This is a genomic window from Nocardia lijiangensis NBRC 108240 (assembly GCF_001613045.1).
In the GTDB taxonomy this organism is placed as follows: domain Bacteria; phylum Actinomycetota; class Actinomycetes; order Mycobacteriales; family Mycobacteriaceae; genus Nocardia; species Nocardia lijiangensis.
The window spans coordinates 22328-44187 of record NZ_BDBP01000038.1; the positions used below are offsets into that span (position 1 = coordinate 22328).

19 protein-coding genes are annotated in these 21860 nt (G+C 67.2%); 13 read left to right on the plus strand and 6 right to left on the minus strand.

Translation table 11 applies throughout. The annotated features are described in order from the left end of the window. Positions 1 to 80 precede the first annotated feature (80 nt). Positions 81 to 944, minus strand: coding sequence for an NAD(P)-dependent oxidoreductase (locus NL1_RS15265; protein WP_067839853.1), 864 nt, complete (start codon positions 942 to 944; stop codon positions 81 to 83). A 99-nt stretch (positions 945 to 1043) separates the two neighbouring features. On the opposite strand from NL1_RS15265, the gene NL1_RS15270 reads away from it, so the two are divergent. After that, positions 1044 to 1394, plus strand: coding sequence for a winged helix-turn-helix transcriptional regulator (locus NL1_RS15270; protein WP_156094868.1), 351 nt, complete (start codon positions 1044 to 1046; stop codon positions 1392 to 1394). Between the two features lie 356 nt (positions 1395 to 1750). Here the strand turns inward: NL1_RS15270 and NL1_RS15275 are convergent, their stop codons facing one another. Together NL1_RS15275 and NL1_RS15280 are read right to left on the minus strand one after the other, a co-directional pair. Then, on the minus strand, positions 1751 to 2569 hold the full coding sequence (locus tag NL1_RS15275; protein ID WP_067839856.1) for a hypothetical protein: 819 nt from the start codon (positions 2567 to 2569) through the stop codon (positions 1751 to 1753). A gap of 422 nt (positions 2570 to 2991) precedes the next feature. Continuing rightward, positions 2992 to 3585, minus strand: a complete 594-nt coding sequence (locus NL1_RS15280; protein WP_067839858.1) for a TetR/AcrR family transcriptional regulator — start codon at positions 3583 to 3585, stop codon at positions 2992 to 2994. A gap of 114 nt (positions 3586 to 3699) precedes the next feature. On the opposite strand from NL1_RS15280, the gene NL1_RS15285 reads away from it, so the two are divergent. The 3 genes from NL1_RS15285 (at position 3700) to NL1_RS15295 (ending at position 6332) form a co-directional block, all read left to right on the plus strand. After that, positions 3700 to 4608 (plus strand): alpha/beta fold hydrolase, encoded by a 909-nt coding sequence (locus tag NL1_RS15285; protein WP_307622814.1) that lies wholly within the window; start codon positions 3700 to 3702, stop codon positions 4606 to 4608. A 35-nt stretch (positions 4609 to 4643) separates the two neighbouring features. Further along, positions 4644 to 5522 (plus strand): SDR family NAD(P)-dependent oxidoreductase, encoded by an 879-nt coding sequence (locus tag NL1_RS15290; protein WP_067839861.1) that lies wholly within the window; start codon positions 4644 to 4646, stop codon positions 5520 to 5522. Positions 5523 to 5756: 234 nt separating this feature from the next. Then, complete coding sequence (locus NL1_RS15295; protein WP_218024424.1) at positions 5757 to 6332, plus strand: dihydrofolate reductase family protein; 576 nt, start codon at positions 5757 to 5759, stop codon at positions 6330 to 6332. Between the two features lie 1422 nt (positions 6333 to 7754). Here NL1_RS15295 and NL1_RS15305 read toward each other — a convergent pair. Continuing rightward, on the minus strand, positions 7755 to 8516 hold the full coding sequence (locus tag NL1_RS15305; RefSeq protein WP_084510621.1) for an alpha/beta fold hydrolase: 762 nt from the start codon (positions 8514 to 8516) through the stop codon (positions 7755 to 7757). Between the two features lie 255 nt (positions 8517 to 8771). Between NL1_RS15305 and NL1_RS15310 the strand changes: the two genes are divergently transcribed. From NL1_RS15310 to NL1_RS39020, 3 genes are all read left to right on the plus strand, one after another. After that, positions 8772 to 9674 carry an alpha/beta fold hydrolase gene (locus NL1_RS15310; RefSeq protein ID WP_067839867.1) on the plus strand — a complete coding sequence of 301 codons (903 nt, stop codon included), beginning with the start codon at positions 8772 to 8774 and terminating at the stop codon, positions 9672 to 9674. 38 nt (positions 9675 to 9712) lie between these two features. Then, on the plus strand, positions 9713 to 10450 hold the full coding sequence (locus tag NL1_RS15315) for a MerR family transcriptional regulator (protein WP_067839870.1): 738 nt from the start codon (positions 9713 to 9715) through the stop codon (positions 10448 to 10450). A 271-nt stretch (positions 10451 to 10721) separates the two neighbouring features. Further along, positions 10722 to 12245: a tectonin domain-containing protein gene (locus tag NL1_RS39020; protein WP_218024425.1), complete on the plus strand. Its 1524-nt coding sequence runs from the start codon at positions 10722 to 10724 to the stop codon at positions 12243 to 12245. 109 nt (positions 12246 to 12354) lie between these two features. Here NL1_RS39020 and NL1_RS15325 read toward each other — a convergent pair whose 3' ends face one another. Together NL1_RS15325 and NL1_RS15330 are read right to left on the minus strand one after the other, a co-directional pair. Continuing rightward, positions 12355 to 16074, minus strand: coding sequence for a WD40 repeat domain-containing protein (locus NL1_RS15325; RefSeq protein ID WP_162272733.1), 3720 nt, complete (start codon positions 16072 to 16074; stop codon positions 12355 to 12357). A 230-nt stretch (positions 16075 to 16304) separates the two neighbouring features. After that, positions 16305 to 17351 (minus strand): SDR family oxidoreductase, encoded by a 1047-nt coding sequence (locus NL1_RS15330; RefSeq protein WP_067840007.1) that lies wholly within the window; start codon positions 17349 to 17351, stop codon positions 16305 to 16307. A 116-nt stretch (positions 17352 to 17467) separates the two neighbouring features. On the opposite strand from NL1_RS15330, the gene NL1_RS15335 reads away from it, so the two are divergent. The 6 genes from NL1_RS15335 to NL1_RS15360 all read left to right on the plus strand — a co-directional run bounded on the left by NL1_RS15335 (position 17468) and on the right by NL1_RS15360 (position 21811). Further along, complete coding sequence (locus NL1_RS15335; RefSeq protein WP_084510622.1) at positions 17468 to 18079, plus strand: TetR/AcrR family transcriptional regulator; 612 nt, start codon at positions 17468 to 17470, stop codon at positions 18077 to 18079. A 465-nt stretch (positions 18080 to 18544) separates the two neighbouring features. Further along, positions 18545 to 18937, plus strand: a complete 393-nt coding sequence (locus tag NL1_RS15340; RefSeq protein WP_067839879.1) for a hypothetical protein — start codon at positions 18545 to 18547, stop codon at positions 18935 to 18937. Continuing rightward, positions 18927 to 19922, plus strand: coding sequence for a hypothetical protein (locus tag NL1_RS15345; protein WP_067839881.1), 996 nt, complete (start codon positions 18927 to 18929; stop codon positions 19920 to 19922). Before NL1_RS15340 ends, NL1_RS15345 begins: the two co-directional genes overlap by 11 nt. Beyond that, a complete protein-coding gene (locus NL1_RS15350; RefSeq protein ID WP_245673288.1) occupies positions 19919 to 20404 on the plus strand; it encodes a roadblock/LC7 domain-containing protein in 486 nt (161 codons plus the stop codon). The genes NL1_RS15345 and NL1_RS15350 overlap by 4 nt, the downstream gene beginning before the upstream one ends. A 1-nt stretch (position 20405) precedes the next feature. Further along, positions 20406 to 20777, plus strand: a complete 372-nt coding sequence (locus tag NL1_RS15355; RefSeq protein WP_067839884.1) for a hypothetical protein — start codon at positions 20406 to 20408, stop codon at positions 20775 to 20777. A gap of 425 nt (positions 20778 to 21202) precedes the next feature. Next, positions 21203 to 21811, plus strand: a complete 609-nt coding sequence (locus tag NL1_RS15360; RefSeq protein WP_067840014.1) for a hypothetical protein — start codon at positions 21203 to 21205, stop codon at positions 21809 to 21811. Positions 21812 to 21860 lie beyond the last annotated feature (49 nt).

Consider the following 21860-nt stretch of genomic DNA (forward strand, 5'->3'; position numbering starts at 1 on the left):
CCGGTAGACCGCTGGCGGCCGCATCAGGTGCGAATGGCATGGTCATTGTGATGCCGGAGGGCTTCCGGCCGGGGCGACCGCTAGCGGCGCAGGAGGTCCACGACGCCGGTGTTCGACTCATTCCCGCCGCCCTCGGCGACCCGGCGCTCCATCAGTGCCATGAAGGGCGTGAGAAGTTCGGGGCTGACGCCCTGCTCGGCGGCGGTACGCAGCAACGTCCCGTTCGTCGTGACCATCATCGCCAGGTTCGACTCGACGCCCTCGGTGTAGTCGCCGCTCGCCAGCTGCGCGGCGGTGCCGTATGCGTATCCGGCCATCGCCTGTTGGTAGCCGACCAGGAGTGGTGCGAACTCCACCGGCGAGATGTCCTCCGGACCTATCAAGGCGAAGGCGTGCGCGGCGCCGGCGAACATGCCCCACATCGCGCTGAGCAGGGCGATATCGTAAAGAGCTGCGAACCCGGCGTCGGCGCCGACGTAGGTGACACCGGCGGGTACGGCCAAAGCCTCGGCGTGGGTCTCGTGCAGCTCGGCCGAACCGCTGTAGAAGACGTACCCGCCGGAGTCGGCGACACCGATCATCGACGGAACGGCCATGATCCCGCCGTCCAGGAAACGTCCGCCGCGCACGGCGATCCAGTCGGACAGGCCGCGGGCCTCGGCCGGGGTGCTGGTGGTCAGGTTGACGATGTCCCGACCGGTCAGGTCGATACCGTCCAGGGTCGCGCGAACCGACGCGTCGTCGAGAAGACACACAACAACGAGAGAGTTCGCGGTGACGGCTTCAGCGGCGGTGGACGCGACAAGGGCCCCTTCCGGAGCCGGTCGGGCACTGCGGTTCCAGACCGTGACGGCGTACCCGGCGGCGAGCCAAGACCGGACCAGGGCCGAGCCCATATCGCCGAGGCCGAGGACAGTGAGCGACTTATTCGAGTGATCGGACATGAGGGCTACTCTTGGCGAGGCATCCGGGTCGATCAAGTACGCACATGGAAGTGGGTACGTACTTCCGGGTAAGAGAACAGGCAGGTGGAAGGGGTAGTCGTGCCGATCACACGCAGACCGGGCGCGTACACGTGCGGGCTCGACGCCGCCCTCTCGGTACTGAACGGCAAGTGGAAGATGCTGATCCTGTGGCCGCTGAGCGAACGCCCTCACCGATTCGGTGAATTACGCCGCCAGGTACCGGGTGTCTCCGAGAAGGTCCTCACCACGCAACTGCGGGAGCTGGAGGCCGATGGGATCGTCCACCGCAAGGTGTACGACGAGGTGGTCCCACGCGTCGAATACTCGCTGACCCCGCTGGGCGAACTGCTCAACAACGCCCTGCTCCCCTTGGAAGCATGGGGCCGTGAACACCTCATGGACGACCCCGCACTCTCCGGCCGTCACTGACTATGCCCCACTGAACATCCAACCAGCAGTTCAGCGCCACCTGCGGCCAGCCGCAACGACGCCTACGCGGCTCCGAGAATTCCGGCACGGACGTGCCGAACAAATCGGGTCGCAGAGGCTATTCGGCTCTGGAACTCCACTCGTGCTGCGGCCGCTCACGCGCGGTCGCGGCGGACCTGGGCCGAAGTGACTGCGCAGCAGGGTATTTCGGCTGCTTCCCGGCGGTTCAGCAGTCCGTCCCGGTGGTCTGGGCAGCATAGTTGCTACCCGATGTCAACGGGGTCGAGTTCCGAAGCGGATTAGCGTCTGCGAAGAAGTAGGGCAGCAATGCAGGACGTCTTGGACTCCGGAGGGTTTCATTCGTCCTCGGGAAGCCGTGATTCCGCGTCAGGGGAAAGCCGTCCGCTGTTGGGAGGGTCGATCGGCTCCGGGCGAGTGATGACCAAGCGGCGGATAGCTCGCAGGTACGCGTCCTCGGGTGAAAGCGGTTCGCTGCCGGGCGGGTAGATCGGCTCCGGGCGAGTTCCGAACAGGTAGTCGCGGAAGGCTCGCAGGTACTCGTCCAGGTCCCGTTGATCGGCGAACCTGGTTTCGGTCGGGTCGAACCATTCGTCCGGTGTCGGGCGCCACGCGATCATGTAGTCGAGAGCGTCGCGCACCATGTCGCCGTAAGTCGGATCTGTGGCGCAAGTGTCGCGCAGCGCTGGGGCGCTCAGCCGCATTCCGCGGCCGTTCTCGGCGTGGTGCATGTTCACCAGTGGCCACAGCAGGCCATTGATATGCGGGATTTCGTCCCACCATGTGGTTTTCGTGTGCAGTGTCTCGCTGGCCCGCATTCGGCGGCCCGATGCTGTGACGGGTGCCGGGTATTCGGAAGGCGCGCCTCTTCGGTCGATGGCGCCGGTCGGCCCGGTTTTGAGGTTCACGGGTGGATACCACACGCCGCGCCACACCGGGACTCCGAGATAGTGAGTACCCACCGGCAGTGGCTCGGCCAGTGAGATGTCGACCGTAATTCGGTGCACGGGTGGCATCGGTTCGTCGGGGAACAGCTTCGCCACCATCGACAGGCAATCCGGTACGTCGAATCCAGTCACGCCGACGCCCTGCCGGAACCGTGGGTCGGAGCACTGCTGTGGGTCGAATTCGATCCAGTACCGCCGCGGCGTGGTCATCCGCGATTTCCTTCCATCGGCATCAATGTCGAACGCTGACCCGATGGTCCCAGAGTTGATCAGCGCCTACCACTTGATAATCGGCATAGAGCGCGTGGACGGGGTCGGCCGCCGACGAGGCGCTGAATTGCCGTCCAGCTTCTGCCGACGGCGCTACGACTTCCGCATCCCGCAGGCTCGTGGCAGCATAATCGATTGCAAAGCAACAATTTTGAGCGTCGACGCGAGTGCTCACCAGCGGCAGCCGACCTTCTGTGAGTGCCGATCGGGGACCGATGTCAATGGGTCGAGTTCCGCTTCGACGTCTAGGACCCTTTCGAGCGGCGAGGTATGCGCTACTCGAGACTGGTGGCGAGAAGAGTCACTCCTAGCGGCTGGTGAGGCGGACCGAACCCCGCAGCAAATCTCATATATGAAGCACCCTAGGCGAATCCGTGTAGGACGCCGTCGACGAGGCTGTCGGCGAAGGCGTCGTCGAGGGCGGTCGAGTGGAGTAGCCAGCGGTGGGTCAGGGGGGCGTAGAGCATCTCGATGACGAGGTTCAGGTCGGCGTCGGGGCGTAGTTGACCGGCGCGTTGGGCGCTGCGCAAGCGGGTGCGTATTGCTTCGTGGGTGGGCTGTTGCAGCTTCTGTTGATACAGCGCGGCCAGGGCGGGGTCGGCAACGATCTCGATCATCAAGGCGCGGATCGGGGCGCTGAACGATGGGTCGGCGAATTCGGCCGTGGTGGTGCGTAGTACCGCTTTCAAGTCCTTGGCCAGGTCGCCGGAGTCCGGTAGTTCGATTCCGGCTCCCTCGGCGCTCTCGCTCGCCGCCAACAACGCGTCGAAGACCACGGCGCCCTTGGATTCCCACCATCGGTAGATGGTCTGCTTGCCGACGCCAGCCCGGGCGGCAATCGATTCAATCGTCAGTTTCGCGTACGGGACCTCGCCGAGCAGGTCGCGAGTGGCGTCGAGGATCGCGATGCGAGAGCTTTCGCGGCGGCGAGCGCGAGCAGGGGTTTGGGCGGTCATGACATGGATTCTAGCAAGACGATACGTCTCGTCTTGACAAACGGGCCCGTCATGGCGCAGAGTTCTGTTCATCAACGAGACGAAACGTCTCGTTCCGGAAATGGAGGAGCGCACATGACCCGCGCACGCACCGGCAACGTCCATCCGGCCTCGAAGTCCACCCTCCCCGCAGACCGCACCTCACGCACACGGAGCGCCCTGATGAACACCGTCGCCACCTCGCCCTCCATCACTTCCGCCTGGACCGGAATGGTTCCCGTCGACGACACCGCGCTCGCGGTGACCGACACCGGTGGCACCGGCCAGGCCATCGTCTACCTCAACGGCGCCTACGCCGACCAGTCGCACTGGCGGCCGATGATTGCCGAACTCGGAACCAGCTTCCGGCACATCACGTTCGACGAACGGGCCCGGGGCAAGTCGAAGACCTCGTCCGACTACTCCTTCGAGGCGTGTGTGCGCGATGTCGACGCCGTCCTGGCCGCCCGCGGGGTGATCGACCGGCCGATCCTGGTGGGCTGGTCCTACGGCGCGACAACCGCGGTGCACTGGGCCGAGCGAAACCCTGGCCGCGCCATGGGCGTGGTGTGCGTGGACGGTGCGATGCCCTACGGCCTGACCGGCGAGGAAGGCCGCGAACGAATCCGAAAGCTGTTCCGCCGCATGCGATTCGTACTCCCGCTTGCCCGCCCGCTCGGCATGGCCGCGAGGATGAGCGCCGACGAGCACGCCGAGGTCAATATCGAGATCAACGAGCTGGTCGCCGCCATCGCGCCGGTGCTCGACCGGGTCGTCGACCCGGTGCGGTACGTGCTCGCCACGGGTGCGAATCTCGGTGGCGGCCAAGAGGAGATGGAGGATGTGCGCGCCTCGCTCGACCCGGTGCTCGCCCGCAACCCGAACATGAGGGTGAGCGCGAAGGTCCCGAGTAACCACTCCAAGATCCTGCGCAAGGACTTCCGCGCGGTCGCCGAGGCCGTCCGCGAAACGGTTATGGAAGCAACAGCATCCGCAGGGCGCTGACGGCACCTGCCATCTCCAGACGAAAGGAATTTCCATTGTCCAGAACCTGGTTCATCACCGGCGCCAATCGCGGTCTCGGCCGAGCGTTCACCGTGGCGGCGCTGGCTGCCGGCGACACCGTCGTCGCGACCGCCCGCGATCCGCAGACCATGTCCGACCTCGCCACTGAGCGACTCACGGTGCTGCCGCTGGATGTTCGCGACCGCGATCAGGTATTCGCCACGGTGGCCAAGGCATTCGACGTCACCGGCCGCGTCGACGTACTCGTCAACAATGCAGGCTACGGACTCGTCGGCGCGCTCGAGGAACTGACCGAAACCCAGATCCGTGAGCAGATGGACACCAATTTCTATGGTGCCTTGTGGGTTTCGCAGGCCGCGCTCCCCAACCTGCGCGCGCAGGCATCCGGCCACATCGTGCAGATCTCGACGGTCGGCGCGGTCGGTTCCCTGCCGCTGTTCAGCATGTACAACGCCAGCAAGTGGGCCCTCGAGGGCTTCAGCGCCTCCCTCGCCGACGAACTGCGCCCCTTCGGCATCAAGGTCACCCTTGCCCAGCTGGGTGGCTTCGACACCGACTGGGCCAAGTCGAGCATGAAGTTCGCCGAGGGCATCCCGGCGTATTCGGCTGTCCGCGAATCCATCCTCGGCATGCGCGACTACCCAGACATGTCGGCCTTGCCGCCAGCCGTCGAGAAAACCGCGACCGAACCCGCCTCCGATCCGGCCGCCCAGGACGAATGGGTCGAAGCCGCACCGGAAGTCGCCGCCGCCGCCCTGCTGGACCTCGTCGACGACCCGAACCCGCCGCTGCGCAAGATCATCGGCCCGAGCGCGCATCAGATGGTCGCCCTGGCTCTGGACGCTCGACGCCAGGACTACATCACCGACCCCGAATTCACCTGGCCGGCCTGATAGCTCGTCGGCGACACGAGGGCTACGCCGATCTCACCCACCTCGAATTGCTCGGGACGACTACCTTCAAATCCGACGTGCACCGCCTCGCCCCGCGCTGATCACCAACGACCAGCGATGTCTTCGGTGATCGCCCGGGCGGTCTGTACCCGGGCGCTCCGGGTGCAGACCACCCGGGCGATCAGTACCCGGGCGGTCACCAGCGGTCTCCGCTTTCAGATCTCAGGAGGAATTTTGACACGTGAACTGGTCTATACAGGCTTCATGTCGCTGGACGGTGTAGTGGACTCACCGGGCGGCAAGGCGGAGGGGCACCGCAGCGGCGGCTGGGTGATGGACACCGAGTTCGTACCCGAGGCCTACTCGCTCAAGGGCGAAGAACTCGCCGACACGACCGCGCTGATGTTCGGCCGGCGCAGCTACGAGGCGTTCGCCCCGTTCTGGCGCGACTCCGCCGACCATGCCGCGTACAAGGAACTTCCCAAGTACGTGGTGTCGACCAGCCTCACCGACGACGCCGTGATCGATGGATGGGGTCCGATCACGATCCTGCGGTCGATCGACGACATCGCCGCTTTGAAGCAGAGCGAGAGTGGCGCCATCTTCATCCACGGCAGCGCCGAGCTGGCCAGGCGTCTGTCGGACGCCGATCTGATCGACCGGTACAACCTGCTGGTGTTCCCGGTGCTGCTGGGGGAGGGCAAGAGCCTGTTCAGCAGGGCCGACCGGGACAAGCAGCAGCTGCGCCTGCGGGATTCCGCGACTTACTCCAACGGAGTGGCCAAGCTCGTCTACGACGTCGTGCGCTGAGCAGGATCGAGCGCGATCACACGCGGCCTTCGTTGAACTGCCGTGCGGTACGCCCGACGTACCGTCGCGGCACGCGGGCTAGATGGAGTTCGTCGTAGTACCCGAGGTTGTTGCCGACATCGCTGGGGTGCTCACCCTGCGGTCAGCAGCACCGCGGCAGATCGGGCGCGCTCGATCTGCCGCGGTGCGCCATGGGCGGGGCCCATCGCCGCCGGAAACGACGCTCGAGAATCCCGCGGAGATGTTGACGCGGTAATGGAGCCATTACAGGACGTTCAGAGCCGAGTCAGCCGCCACGTTCGCGGCCAGAGGTTATTCGGCTCACGGAACGTGAGGCAAGCTGTGAGCAAGGCATTGACGTGCAGCGATTGAATGTCAAGGGGGTCGAGTTCGGCTTCAACGTCCAGGGCGTCCTGAACCCACTGCCGCAAGTGTGTTTCCGCAGCTCACACCGTGCAGTCGCGGGCCGGCCGAGCTGAAGTCATCGGAGGCGCGCAGAACGTAGGCGTATGCAGCCCGGGTGTCGTCCCGATGTCTTCGGTCACCAGAGAGACGTCAGCGGCTCAAAGGTCTTCAGGTCGATTGGGGTCACTGCTGCGGCCACTGTCCTGATCACCGTCGGTGCCGGATCCCTCGCCCGCCTTGGGTCCAATTCTGCGCGGTCTGGGCATGCGCCGGATGGCGGCGGCCGGGGCATCGTCACCAGCTCGTTTCCGTCGCAATGCGGCGAGATCGACGACATTTCCGTGATGCTCGGTGTTGCCCGGAGCATCCTCCGGGGCGGGGTGCCGCGCGGCACCGGGGTCGACCGGCCACACCCCTGTCTCGAGCTGCAGTTCTGACCGCAGCACGGGCCGGGTCGGGGCAGGATCGTAGACGGAGCCTTCCGAACGCCAAGGTTGGTGGGGATGGTCGTCGGCTTCTGAAACTCGCCGCGGTCGACGCGGAAGCCGGGTGACCTTCGACGTGCCGTCTCCCGCCTCGGAGGAACCGGCCTCGGAAGACTTCATACCTTCCAGCCGTCTGCGCAACCGTTCCACCGCATCGAACCTCGTCCCGCCGGACTCCGGCTGGGATCCCCGGTCCGGTCCTTCCCGGTCCGACATCGAGCTAGCCGCCGACGAGTGCCGTGGCACCCGTCGGCGCCACGATCGCCGGTACCCCGGGCTGATCTCTGAGCTTTTTCCTGATTGCGTCGATCACGTCCGTATTCTCCCTCAACCGCCATTTCCTGCTCTGTCGCACCGAGCACCGAAGCCAGGCTCGCGCGCCGTCGCCCACGTGGTGAATCCACGATAACCGGCTATATGGGCGCGTCCACCCCTGGAGAGGGAGGCAGCCCCGTTCGAGCCGGGCCGGGTCCGGGCGGGCCGTTTGTGCGGCCCGCCGAGCCGGAGCCCAGGGTAGTGCGGTGCGAGCGTTCTATCCGGAGGTGCGGACGGTAGCGCGGATGGTCGCCGCGCACAGCGCCGGGTCATCGATCATCGGGACGTGCCCGACGCCGGGGAGTTCTGTGTATCGCGCATCGGGGATGCGTTCCCGTGCGATCGCTCCGTTCACCGAGGGTGGAAAGATGCGGTCCTTCTCCGACCAGGCAAGTGTGATGGGGCATGGCAGGGTGGGCAGGGGGGCGACGCTTTCGTCGGTGCTCAGTATGTCGTAGGCGGCGGGGCAGTCGACGAGATCGTGTACGGCGCCGAGCGCCTGGGTTCTGGTGAGGCGATCGCCGTGTACCGCAACATCATTCATGATCAGTTTGCGGATGGCAGCCGAGCGCAGCAGCACCGGGGTGATTCTGTGTCCGGCGTCTGCGAGTCGTTTCGTGCGGCGGAGCTTGGTGGTGGCGGTGGTTTCGTCGGGGGTGCCGGGCGTCCAGAATCCTGCCGGGGACAGTGCACAGACCGAGCGGGCGCGTCCACGGCGGGCGAGTTCGATGCCGATCCAGCCCCCCAGCGAGTTTCCGGCGATGTGCACCGTGCTCAGGCCGCGTTCGTCGAGCAGTTGTTCGGTGACATCGGTGAGGTGCTCGATCGTCGCCGTGCCCTCGATGCGAGGTCCTCCACGGTGCCCGGCGGCGGTGGGCACGAGGAGCTCGAACTCGTCGGCGAGCAGCGGAACGACTTCGTCCCAGGCGGCGGCCGACATCGTCACGCCGTGCAACAGCAGTAAGGGGTCTTTGTTCACAAGCAGTTGCTCCGACCGAACTGAGGACTCAGGAAGGCGCTGGAGTCAGCCGATTCGGTGCCAGCGCATCTGCGCAGTCTGCGTACGAGCAGTGTTGCTGTCAACATGATCGAGGGTTCGTTGCGGTGGCGGTGGGAGGGGGCCTGCTGGGACCATGGCGGCGGGCGTCATTGCGGGCCGTCCGGCGGCTGTCGACACCGTACTGCCGCAGGCGAGCTTGACCCTGACGCTACGTAAGGGTTGGAGCCTTGTCGCATGACGAACAACAGCAGTTCCTCGGCGAGGCTCGCTCCGCCGGTCGGCGGGTTCCAGGAGATCGACGGCCGCAGCATTTTCGTGCATCGATCGGGCAGCGGCGGACCGGCAGTCGTGTTCCTGCCGGGCGCGAGCGCGGTCGGTCTGGACTATTTCGGTGTCCAGCAACAGGTTTCGCAGTTCACCGCCGCCGTGGTGTACGACCGGGGCGGTACGGGGTACAGCGATCCCCTCCCGCTGCCGCGCACCGCCGCGGCGGTCGCCGTGGAACTGCACGAGCTGCTGAAAGCTCAGAACATCCCCGCCCCCTACATTCTCGCCCCCCACTCGCTCGGCTGCTTCTACGCGCATCGGTTCGCGCAGCTGTACCCGCGGGACGTGGCCGGGCTGGTCTGGTTGGACGGTCTGCACCGCGACTGGGACGACTTCATGCCGCCCGCGATGCAGCTGGCCGCGGCCGAGCAGATGGGAACTGATCTGGAGCAGCTCGGACAGCTGCGCCCTGCCCTGCGCGAGGAGCGTGCCGAGTTGCTCGCGGACTACCCGGAGCACGTCCGGCGGGCGCTGATCGAGGCCAAGGAGACCGACGAATGGATCGGGGTCGGCATCGCCGAGCGCAGCAATTTGACCGAACTGGCCACCGAACTGCGGGCAGGGCCGAACCTTCCTGATGTCCCGGTGGTCGCGCTCAGCGTGCTGGGCACCGACCCCGCCCAGCAGGCGGAGACGCTGCAGAAGATGCATGACGGCAGGAGGCGAATGGATGCGGCCTTGGTGAGCGCGGTCTCGCACGGCGAACAGCGCATTCTCTCCGACACCGTGCACCACCGGCTCTGCTTCGACCGCCCCGATGCCGTGGTCAAGGCGGTCCGCGACGTCGTCGACCTGGCGGCTCGCCCCTAGACTCGGCACATTCACGTTTCACGAAGACGAGGGGGACGGTGCTCACGATCAGTCAGCTCGCGGCGACCGCCGGCGTGACTGTTCGCACCGTTCGCCACTATCACCACGTCGGCCTGTTGCCCGAGCCCGAGCGTGATGCCTCCGGCTACCGCCGCTACAACGCGCAAGCGGCGGTGGATCTCATCCGGATCAGGACCCTCGCCGATGCCGGTGTTCCGCTGGCCCGTATCGGCGCGCTGCTGCATGCACAGCCGACCGAATTCGCCTCGGCCATCACCGACATCGACACCGAATTGCAGCGCAAGATCGACCAGCTGACCGAATACCGCCGCCGGATCGCCGAACTGGCAAGCGGCGAAAGACTTGTCCTGCCCCCGGAGGTGGTCGCCATCCTGAACCGGATGCGCAGCCTCGGGGTCAGCGAACAGCGGGTACGACTCGAGCGCGACTCGTGGATCCTGATGCAGGCACTGGACCCGCGCGCCATGCCGCTTCGGATACGCGAGAAGAACGCCGGCTTCGACGATCCCGAGACGACGCGCCTGTATCTCGCCTGCGATCAATCGGTCGACTGGGATCCGGACGATCCACGCCTGGATCAGCTCATCGACGACCTGGACGCATGGGAGATCGAACACGAACGGGACAGCAGCCAGGCGGGCTATCTGAAGCTGGTCTCTTCCCGGATCTCCGAGGCATCGCCGGCATGGGAACGCATCATCGATGCGCTTGCCCACCGCGCAAAGCGGCGCCGAACCGCCGGGTACGACAGCTGAAGCCAGCACCACTGAGCCCCCATCCAAGGTCTCGGGTGGGGGTTCGGTCGTTCGGGTGCGACCCGGCTGGTCTGCTCGCCCGCGTCGTCGGCGGTCGACGAAATCTGCTCGTCCGGATCCGTTTCGTCCGGATCCGGACCGGATCTACGGGCTTCCGATCTGCGGTTGATTGGGCATCAGGCAAAAACGCCGACCCGGAAGGGCGACAACCACCGGGGCCGAATCGATGGAGTGGGAAACCCTCGGCTCCGTCAACCGAAGGAGCAGAACAATGCCTCACTCAACCTTGAACCTGACGATCGCACTGGAGAACCTCCACTGCCATGACGAGGGCGACGGCCTCGGGAACGCCGCACCGTATCTGTGGCCGGTCTTCTTCAAGATCGATGGCCACGGCTTTGCGGTGCGATCCGCGGCAAGCGGGCTCTCGGGCAAACCGGTGGTCGAGTCGCGCAACGGGCGCCACGGGAACCTCGACCGATCCGAGGACGGCAAGACCGTCGACGCCGGCCATGATGTGCGCATCCCCGCCGAACTCGGTACCTGGGAGAGCACCCTGAGGCCGATCCCCGTCCTCGATCCGACGTTGCGGGGCATCGTCGGGGACGATCTGCCCGGCTTCGCGGGCGTCGTGGTCGTGCTGATGGAGGAGGACGGCTGGCCTGCCGACATCCCGCGGAAGGCGTACGCCGCACTGGTGGAAGCCGTGTCGGAGGGTGTCGAAGAAGTGGCCGCCGAGTTCAAGCACGCGATGACCGCGCCCACCAAAGCCGAGATCGACGCCAAGTTGAAGGCCATCAAGGACGCCGCGGACGGAAAGGTCGTCGACGCGGTGAAGTCCGCGATGTCGGGTGCCGAGAAGGCCTGGTTCTCGACGTTCGGTGACAACGACGACCATGTCGGCACTCAGGCATGGGTATTCAGCCACGCCGAGCTCGCCTCTCCGGTCATCGACATCACCAAGCGGTGGCGGAACGAGGGCGATTGGACGATTTCGGGCTCGTTCAAGAGCAGAAAGTCCTCCGGACTGTGCGCACTCACGCCGGACCGGACGGCTGTGGCGCGCTACAACGGCTCCGGGACCTCCTGGACGAAGATCGGCGGACCCGTGACCCGGCTGTACGGGGGTGACTATGGACTCTTCGCCACGAACTCGGCTGGGGATCTGTGGCGGTACCTCGGTACGCCCGACAGGTGGGAACGCGTGGGCTGGCCTGGGGCGTCGTTCGTGGTCACTCGCGACAGCGTCTACGGGCTGACCCCGGACCGGACAGCCGTATTCCGCTATTCCGGGTCCGGCATGGCTTGGACCAGGATCGGTGGTGCGGCGAGCCAGCTCTACGGCGGCGACTACGGGCTGTTCGCCACGAACCCTTCCGGGGATCTGTGGCGGTACCTCGGCACACCCGACAAGTGGGAACGCGTGGGCGGGCGTGGGGCTTCGTTCGCGGTCACTCGTGAGAGCGTGTACCGGCTTGCCTCGGACCGGAAGACTGTCCACCGCTACTCCGGGTCCGGCACGGCTTGGACCAGGATCGGCGGTGCGGCGAGCCAGCTCTACGGCGGCGACTACGGGCTGTTCGCCACGAGTCCGTCCGGAGATATATGGCGGTACCTCGGTACACCCGACAAGTGGGAAGCCATCGGCGGTCCAGGGGCCTCGTTCGCGGTCACCCGTGACACGGTCTTCGGGCTGACCCCGGACCGAGGGGCCGTCTACCGCTACAGCGGGTCCGGCACCTCCTGGACCGCAGTCGGCGGCCCCGCCCACTCGATCGTCGCCTTCTACAGTTGACCGGCGACAGCCCGCTGCACCTCCGGTGTCCACCGCCACCGGAGGTACAGCGGGGCGAACCACCAACGATCCTGCACCGCAAGGGTATTCACGATCGCCGCGGAGGTGTTCAGATGCAGACAGCGGTCAGTCCCGCTCTATGCCCCGCGACGACAAGCCCGTTCTCGGGCCGCGTCACCGAGGAAATGCTGACGCTGAGACGGATCACTCGCGGCTTCCGGCCCGTGGTCAACTCCCACACCCGCACGGTGCGGTCTCTGCTTGCGCTGACCACGACCGGCAGACGGTCGACTGCCCCGACAGCCACCGCCCGAACCTCGTCGGTGTGACCGACAAGCGGATGACCGACAGCGGCGCCGGTAGCCAGATCCCAGACTCGCACCGTGTGATCCCGGCCGCCGCTGACCACCACGGGGCGGCCGTCGATCGTGCCTAGGGCCACCGCTTCCACCGGGCCGGTGTGGCCGGTGAACGGGTCACAGATCGGCGCGCCGGTTGCCAAGTCGCACACCCGCACCGTGCGATCCAGACTGCCGCTGACCACCATCGTTCGACCACCGAACGCCCCGACCGACAACGCTTCGACCGGGCCGGCGTGACCGGTCATCGGGTCGCCGACAGGCGAACCGCCAGCCGTGTCCCAGACCCGCACCGTGCAATCCAGACTGCCGCTGACCACCACCGTTCGACCACCGATCGTGCCGAGGGCCACCGCCTCGACCGACCCGGTGTGCCCGCTCAGCGGACCATCGATCGGATGCCCGGTGACCAGGTCCCACACCCGCACCGTGCAGTCCTGGCCGCCGCTGACCACGACCGAGCGGCCGTCGAGCGCGCCGACTGCCACCGCCCGAATCTCGTCGGTGTGGCCGGTGAACGGATCACCGATCGGCGACCCGTTTGCCAGATCCCACACCCGCACCGTGTGATCCCGTCCGCCGCTGACCACCACCGGACGACCCGCGAGTTCGCCGAGGGCCACCGCACGGACTCCGCCCGAGTCGCTCGCGCAGGGTCCGCTGGTGAGCGGGTCACCGTCTCCGGTGACGGAGGCCAGATCCCACACCCGCACGGTCGCATCGTCACCGCCACTGACCACGACCGGACGGCCGTCGACCGATCCGACGGCCACCGCCATATCCGCATCCCAGGCGTACGTGCCGACGTGTCCAGTGAGCGGATCTCCCATCGGCGCGCCCGTAGCAAGGTCCCACACCCGGACCATTTGATCGCCGTCCCCGCTGACGACCACTGGCCGGCCGTTCACCTCGCAGAAGGCCACCGCCGAAATCTTCCCGATGCGGACGAACGGATGATCCTCCCTGGCGCGACCGAACGGCCGGCCGACGGGCGTGCCGCCGGACAGATCCCACACCCGCACCGTGGCATCCTCACCGCCGCTGATCACCACCGGGCGTCCCTCGAGCGCGCCGAGCGCCACCGCGCGCACCGGGGCGGTGTGGCCCGTCAGCGGAGGGCCGAGCTGGTTTCCGGTGGCGAAGTCCCAGACCCGCACCGTCGCGTCCCCGCTGCCGCTGATCACTACCGGGCGTCCCTCGAGCGCGCCGAGCGCCACCGCTGCCACGTACGTGGTGTGACCGGTGAACGGAGCACCCACCGGGGTCCCCGTAATCGGGTTCCATACCCGCACCGTCGCGTCATCGCCGCCGGTGATCACGACCGATCGTCCGTCGAGTTCCCCCGCGGCCACCGCCCTGACCGCGCTCTCTGCGTACAGGCAGGTGCGGCCGATCGAGGGGTCGCCCACCGGGGCGCCGTCGCCCAAGTCCCACACCCGCACCGTGCGATCCGGACCGCCGCTGACCGCGACAGGGCGGCCGTCCAGCACACCGAGGGCCACCGCGCGCACGGAATCGGTGTGGCCGATGAGCGGATTTCCGACCGAGGCGCCGGTGGCCAAGTCCCATACCCGAACCGTTGCGTCATCACCGCCGCTGACCACCACCGGACGGCCCTCCAGCGCGCCGACGGCCACCGCGCGCACCAATTTGGTGTGGCGACCCACCGTGTAGTGCGGCGTGTAGCGGGATTCCCGCGTCCAGGCGAGCCTGGGCACGATATCGACGGTGAGGGCGGCGAACCAACGCTCTGCTACGGCTTCATGGAGCCGCGCGGCATGCAGCTGGAGCTGGAACGCCCGGTCGTCCGGGTCGGCGAGGAGATGGGCGGTGGTGAGGTAGGTGCGTGCGCCGGGATGGTTGTTCTGCGGTGAGCGACGCAGGCTGGATGTGAGGGTGGCCGGGTCCGCCGCCACCAGGAATCCGGGATCGTCGACGAGGTCGCCGAGCTGCCCGGTCGCGGCGGCATGGTCGACCAGGTGTTTACGGAGGTAGGGTTCGGTCCGGTTCCAGTCCGCGTCCCCCGCCGGGGTGCGGGGTACCGAGTCGAGCAACTGCCGGTAGATCCATTGCTCGGCGGGCACACCGCGCGCGCGGTCTTGTTCGCGCAGGTGGTCGATGAGGGCCCGGTGATAGAGCCGGTATGTCGCGCCGATGGTGTCGTCGGCGGTAGCTTCCAGCAGGTAGTCGGCAGCGGTGTCGAGCAACCAGACGATGTCCTCGACCCGGTACGTACGTCCGGGTCTGCCCAGTCGGCAGGCCAGAAGCGACCAGAGTTCGCCCGGCGGCAAGCCGGTGCCGTGGGTGTAGGCCAGTGGCCGCAACAGGTCCTCGACCCGATCGGCGTCCGGCGCGGGGAACCGTTCCAGGCAATCGCGCATGGCGTCGGCGACAGTGGCGGGGAACTTGTCCCACCCGTCCTGCGCTACGTCGACAACGGTGCCACTGCGGACGAGGCCGACGGCGGTGAGGGCAGCGACCAGAAAGGACGGATAGGCGCGGTCGGCGACCTGTGCGGCGACTCGCGCCGCGAGCTGATCACGGCCCCGGTACGGGGTGTCGCGCACCGGAACCTGTTCCGCTGGAAGACCTTCGAACATCAACCGGCGGCGCACATATTCCGCCAGGTCGGCCCGGTCGAGGTAGGCGGCGTCGAGGTCGATGGCGGTTCGGTCGGCGCCTGCGCCGAGCGCGCGCTGCAACGCGCGCTGATGTCCGGGGCGGGTCCCGATCAACAACCTCACACCGAAATCTGCTGTATCGCAGCCCAAACGGCGCAGCACCGTCGCGGTGCGCTTGGGGTCGGTGGATTCGTCGAGACCGTCGATGACGAACGTCATCGGAGTGCCGCGTGCGGCGAGGCTGTCGACGAGTGCGGCGAAATCGGTAACGGCCGAACCGAACCCGGCGGCCAGTACCTGCACGATCTCGGTGGAATCGAGCCCGCGGGCGTAGGCCGCGACGTCGATCACCCCGGCGGGCAGTGCATACAAGGGGTCGTCCGCCGCGGCCGGGTGCTGCTGCCGGAAGAGTGGGTCGGAGCGCGTGACCAGCCGGGCGAGGACACCGGATTTTCCGGACCCGGGACCGCCGCTGACGACCCGCACATTGTCTCCTGGGCGGGGTTCTGCGATGAGCCACTCGGCGAGTTCGGTGAGCGCGCGGCGACGGCCCGTGAAGTATGTGCCTGGCACGTGGGCCGACTCCACGCCGCGCGCTCGGGCATCCCAATACGCGTCCGTCCTCGATTCCGGGCGGGACGGGGCAGTGGGTTCGGCTTCGTGAAGACGGCGCCACCACTGCATATCACCCCACTCCGGTCGCAACCGGACGCCTCGTTTGCCGCCGATCTTCGAGCACACCGTGACGAACCGCTCGACGGTCCGCCACGTCGGCCGCGCCCGCCTGCCATTGATCAGGTCGTCGACGGTGTTCTTCGGGAGAGGCATGGCGAGCAGCTGACTCCGCATCTCTACCTCCGCCGGGTTCGGCGCGCCGACAGCCCTGTGCAGGGCGCACAGGTTCGGTACCAAACCGATGGGGGCATTTGCGTCCGGCATACGAGTCCTTCGACGGTCTACCTACGACACAAAATGTGCGGTCTATCACATATCGAACCACTGCGGGCGACCGTTAGCCGAGGGATGGCCGCCGAGTGCGTGCGCTGGCGATCACCGTCGCGATCAGCAGCGGCGACCTCCTACACGCCGACCGGTGCCGTGGCAGTCCGACGCGAACGCACCACACCGTGCTCGATGAGACTGTCGACCGTGTCGGCGAGGGTCTCCGCGATCGGGCGCATGGTCCAGCCCAGCTCCCGGCGCGCCTTGTCGGCACTGACGAATTCGGTGCGGCCCAACACGGGTACGGTCAGCCGGACAGTCCGGTCGAACACCGCCACCACACGCACCAGCCAGTTCGGCACCACCCGTGTCGGGACCGAATAGCCTTGCGGCACATACTGGTCCGCGAGGATCCGGGCCATGTCGCCCATCCACAGCGGATCGTCCGCGCAGATGTAGCGATTGCCCGGCGCGTCGGGGTGTTCCATCGCCAGCCGGTGCGCGACGGCGAGATCGCGGACATCCACCGGCGCCCAACCGGTACGGACCGAGCCGGGCGCCGAACCGTCGAGCAGTTTGCGCACCGCCTCGTGCGAGGTGGACAGCCGCGTATCGAACACCGGGCCGAGGATCATGCCCGGGTTCACCGCGACCAGCTCGAATCCCCGTTCGGTGGGCAGGGATTCGGCGAACTCCCAGGCGGCGCGCTCGGCCAGGGTCTTGCTCTTCTGGTAGGCGGGCACCTTGTCCACCACCGACCAGTCCGCCTCGGTGCGCGCCTTGTCGACATCGTGCCCGTAGGCCACCGCGGCGACCGAGGAGGTCAGCACCACCCGGCGCACGTCACCGGCGGCCGCGGCCCGCAGCACCCGCAGCGTGCCCTGCACGGCCGGTTCGATCAGCTCGGACTCGTTTGCGGGCGGTGTGGACGGGAAAGGTGAGGCCACGTGCAGGACGTAGTCGCAGCCGTCGACGGCCTCGGCCCAGCCGGCGTCGCTGTCGAGCGTGGCGATGACGAGTTCGAGCCGGCCGTCGCGCAGGTGCTCGGCCAGGTGCGGGCGGGACCGCGCCGAGGCGGTGTCCCGGACGGTGCCGCGCACGGTGTAGCCGTGCGCGAGGAGCTCGGCGATGCAGTGACCGGCGACGTATCCGGTTGCGCCGGTGACGAGTACGCGTGTGTTCATGTCTTCATCCTTCTCGAGAAACCAGCGCATCTGAACGATGTTAAGATCATCTAAGCACTGTATACATTTGCTGTCCAATGCGGGCTCGGGGTGACCGGTCGCCTACCCTGTGGAAGGTGAGACGCACCAGCTACCACCACGGCGCGCTGCGCGGTGCCCTGCTGGAGGCCTGCCTGCGGCTGATCGAGACCGAGGGCCTGGCGGCGGTCAGCCTGCGCCGGGTGGCCCGCGAGGCCGGGGTCAGCTGCGGTGCCCCCTATCACCATTTCGCCGACCGCGCCGCTCTGCTCGCCGCGCTGTCCGTCGAGGGTTTCCGCGGGCTGGCCGCCGATCTCGCCGCCGCCCGGGACTCCGCGGCTACTCCGATGGCCCAGCTCACGGCCCTGGCCGAGGCCTATGTGCGTTTCGCCCGGAACCATCCCGGACACTTCCGGCTGATGTTCCGGCCCGAGCTGTCCCAGTCGGAGAAGCATCCCGATGCCGCCGAGGTGGGTGATGCCGCCTTCGCTGTGCTCACCGATACGATCGCCGCCTGCGTCGCCGCTGGCCTCCTGCCCGCTGAGCGCGCCGACACGCTCGCCGTCGCGTGGTGGGCGCTGGCCCACGGACTGGCCTCGCTCGGGGTCGACGGCCAGCTCGACAAGCGCAGGATGCAGCTCTGCACCGACACCGCGACACTGGTCGATGACATCATGCGCGCGTTCACCGCTCTGCTCGCCCCGCGCTGAACCGATCGGCACCATGCAAGGTCGATGCGGCCTTGACGGTGTCGAGCATCCGCGACGGAATCGTCTCGCCCACATCGAATCTCGACAACCGGGATCCCGAGATCGACCTCGACATCGTTCACGGCCGACCTCGTGACGGCGCAATCAGGTACGCGCTCAACAACTTTTACGGTTTCGGTGGGCACAACGCCGCCATGCCGCCCTCGTGTTCGGGCGGTGGTAGCGCGCTCCGCTGTGAACCCTGCACAGCGAGTCTTCCGCATTGTGGGCAACCCAATTACGCAATACGGAATGACTAAAGTCCCTTAATGACCGGTAGGTTTGAAATACCGGAGGGTATTCTTTTCTCGTATCCGGGGGAAATGCGTTGTGTGCTGAGAAATTTCTCGGCGATAGCTGTACATCTATCCCCGGCCGTGTGTAGCGTCGGGCTCGCAAAAACCCTCACAGACAAGTGGTGGCACGGTGATCGGTATTGAGGGCTGCCTGAAACGCATCATGGACATTCCCGGTGCGCGCAGCGTGACGATGGTGGACGGCGCGAGCGGCCTTGCGATCGCCGCGGCCGGGCAGCACGATCTGGTGGATCAGCACGAAGATGCCGCGGCCACAACGGATGTGGTGCGCTCGGTGCTCGGCTGCTCGGCGTTGGTCACCGGCAGGGACGGTGACGATCTCACCGAGATCGTCGTGTGCGGCACCCGCGCATTTCACTTGTTGAATCTGGTGGACGGCGACTTCGACGGCCGGCTTTTCGTGCACGTGTTGTGCGACGGTGACACCGGGAATCTGGCAATGGCGCGATATCAGCTGCGGGCGATTCTCACGGAATTCGCCGAGGACGGTCATGGTGGTTGAACTCGCCGTCGAGCTGCGGCGGCTGGAAAAAGAAGGGAGCACCGGTGTGCTACGCGCGGGCGACGGCGCGTTCTACCTCACTGGCGGAGTGATCGCCTCCGCCGATTGCCGCAGAACGACCGGTCTGGACCGGCTCGTGGTGGAGGCGGGTGTGGCGACCGCGGAGGATTGGCAGCGGGCGGGCGCCGGGGATCCGGGGCAGGTGCTGGCCCGGCCGAGGCTGGAAACCCTTGCGCTCCTATCGGTTTTCGACGCCGCCTACTTCCTGCTCGCTTCGCCCGCGGAACCCGAGTTCCGTCCTGCGCCGCCGCACTGGCTCGCCCCGGTCTGTCACATCACGCCGCGCGCCTTGGTGCACGAGTGCGAGCGGCGCGGTGATCCCGAGTCCGGACCGTGGCCCGCGGAGCTGGTCGACCGGGCGCCGGTCGTTCCGGTTCGCCGCGTCCGGCGACGGCACGTGGTGCTCACGGCGAGCCAGGCCGAGGTGCTCGCGGCGGCCGACACCCGGCGCAGCGTCACGGGCATCGCCCGCGACCTGGGCCGCACCACCTACGGCTGTCTCGAGGCGGTGCGGAAATTGACCGCGGCGGGCTTGATCAGGCCGCCCGGCCCCGGTGTCGTCGAGCCCAGTGGGCAGAACTCCGGATGGGGCGCGGGGTTCGCTCCGTACAGCGGGCCGCGCGAGGAGGGGTCCGCCGCGCGCACCGAGTCACGAAACATGCAGCGTCCCAGGCTGACTGGTCCCCGAGGCAACGAGCCCGCTGGGCCGTGGGCCGGAGAGCCCGTTGTGGTCGCGGAGCCCGGCCCCGTGCACACCGCCGGTGCCGAGATGCCCCGCATGACTGCCCTCGCGACCTCGGACCCCGCCCTCCCGCCCCTACGCCGCCGGGTGCGCACCGCCCCGCCGCCGCCCGCGGAACAGTGGGAACCCGTCGACCGCGACGTGCTGGTCCGCCTGCGGGCGGCGTTGGAGGAGCTTGCGTGACCGCGCGAAAGAAGATGCTCGGCGAATGGATGGGAAGGTTGACCAAGGTGGCAATGTCCGGACCCGAACCGAACGCGGCGGTGCTGGCGGAACTGAAGATGCTGCGGGATCGGGTGCCACAGCTGACCGGCGCGCTGGTCGCGTCCGGCGACGGGCTACTGATCGCGCACGACCTGCCCGCGCACATCGAACCCGACGGAATGGCAGCGCTGTCGGCTTCGCATCTCGCGCTGTCGTACCGGCTGTCCGCCACCGCCAACGGCGGCGGTTTCCACGAGGTCGTGGTGCGCGGCACCGAGGGGCACGTGGTGATCTACGCGGCGGGCTGGGCCTCGCTGACCGTGCTGGCCGAATCCGAAGTGAACGTCGGCCGGCTCCATCTGGAGTCGCGCCCGGTGGCCCGCGCGATCGTCGACCATCTGGCGGCGATGGCGGAAAAGCCCGGCAGAGCCCGGGCGACACACACCCATCGAAAGGAATGAAATGTCGAATCTCGATCTGGCACTGAAGGACATGATGGTGATCGACGGCGCGATCGGCGCCGCCGTCGTCGACTACAACAGCGGCATGGCGCTCGGAATGCTCGGCAGCTCCAAGGCTTTGGACCTCCAGGTCGCCGCGGCGGGCAACACCGAGGTGGTGCGCGCCAAGCTGCGCACCATGGAGCAGCTCGGCCTCAAGGAGGACATCGAGGACATCCTCATCACCCTCTCCGGCCAGTACCACATCATCCGGCCGATGACCGGGCGCAAATCCAAGGGGTTGTTCCTCTACCTCGCCCTTGACCGCGGCCGGTCCAACCTCGCGCTGGCCAGGCACCACCTCAGGGGCATCGAGGAGGAACTGGAGGTCTGATCGACCTGCCCGGGTGCACGCCTGCCGATGGTCGCTGAGCGTCGCCGATGACGGGAATTGCTGGGGGGCTTCATGGTTGGGCACGGCGGCGGCCGCGAGGAAGTGGACGAGGCAGTTCCCGTCCAGGTCGTTCCGCCGGAACCAGCGCACTCCGCTCGCAGGCGCAGCGAGATCGATTCACCACTCGTCACGGCGATGGCGCGCCGTATCGGGCCAACCTCGTGCCTGGTCGGGGTGCGGGGTGAAGTTGTCGTTTCGCAGGTGCAACTGCTGAGTCGACCGCACTTGCGCGGGCCCGGCGGGCGGCGAACGATTGACGGTGCGGCGGCGGTGTCCGCGGGCCGTGCGGTTGCACACGCTCGGTGGACCGCGACGCGCCGACCCGCGCCATTCGCGGAGCGATTGCTCCACACGAGGAGGACAAGATGTTCATCCAAGTGATTCAAGGCAAAGTGTCCGACGCCGACCGGCTGAGTCGGTGTATGGATCGGTGGACAGCGGAACTGGAACCGGGGGCTGTCGGATATCTCGGCACGACGTACGGATTGTGTGACGACGGCACATTCATCGCGCTCGCCCGTTTCGAATCCGAGGAGGCGGCTCGGCGCAACAGCGCGCGTCCGGAGCAGGGTGCGTGGTGGGCCGAGACAGAGCAGTGCTTCGACGGGCCGGTCACCTTCATGGACTGCCCTGAGGTGACGCAGTGGATGGGCGGTGGCTCCGACGAGGCAGGCTTCGTGCAGGTCATGGAGGGCCATACCACCGATGGGCGCAGGATGCGCGAACTGCAGGCGCAGACCGGTGATCGTTTACACGAACTGCGCCCGGACATTCTCGGTGGCACGCTGGCGACCTACGGTGCCGACGGGTACGTCGAGACGGTGTATTTCAGGTCCGAAGCCGAGGCTCGCGAACACGAGAAGATCGAGATCCCCGACGATCTGCGGCCGTTGCTCGAGGAGGAGAGCAGGCTGATGGGTGAGGTCACGTATTACGACCTGCACGAGCCGATGCTGCTCTCGGCGCGGAAGTAAGGAGCTATGGACGCCGATCTCAGCGATCCTTTCTCGCCACCAGCACGGC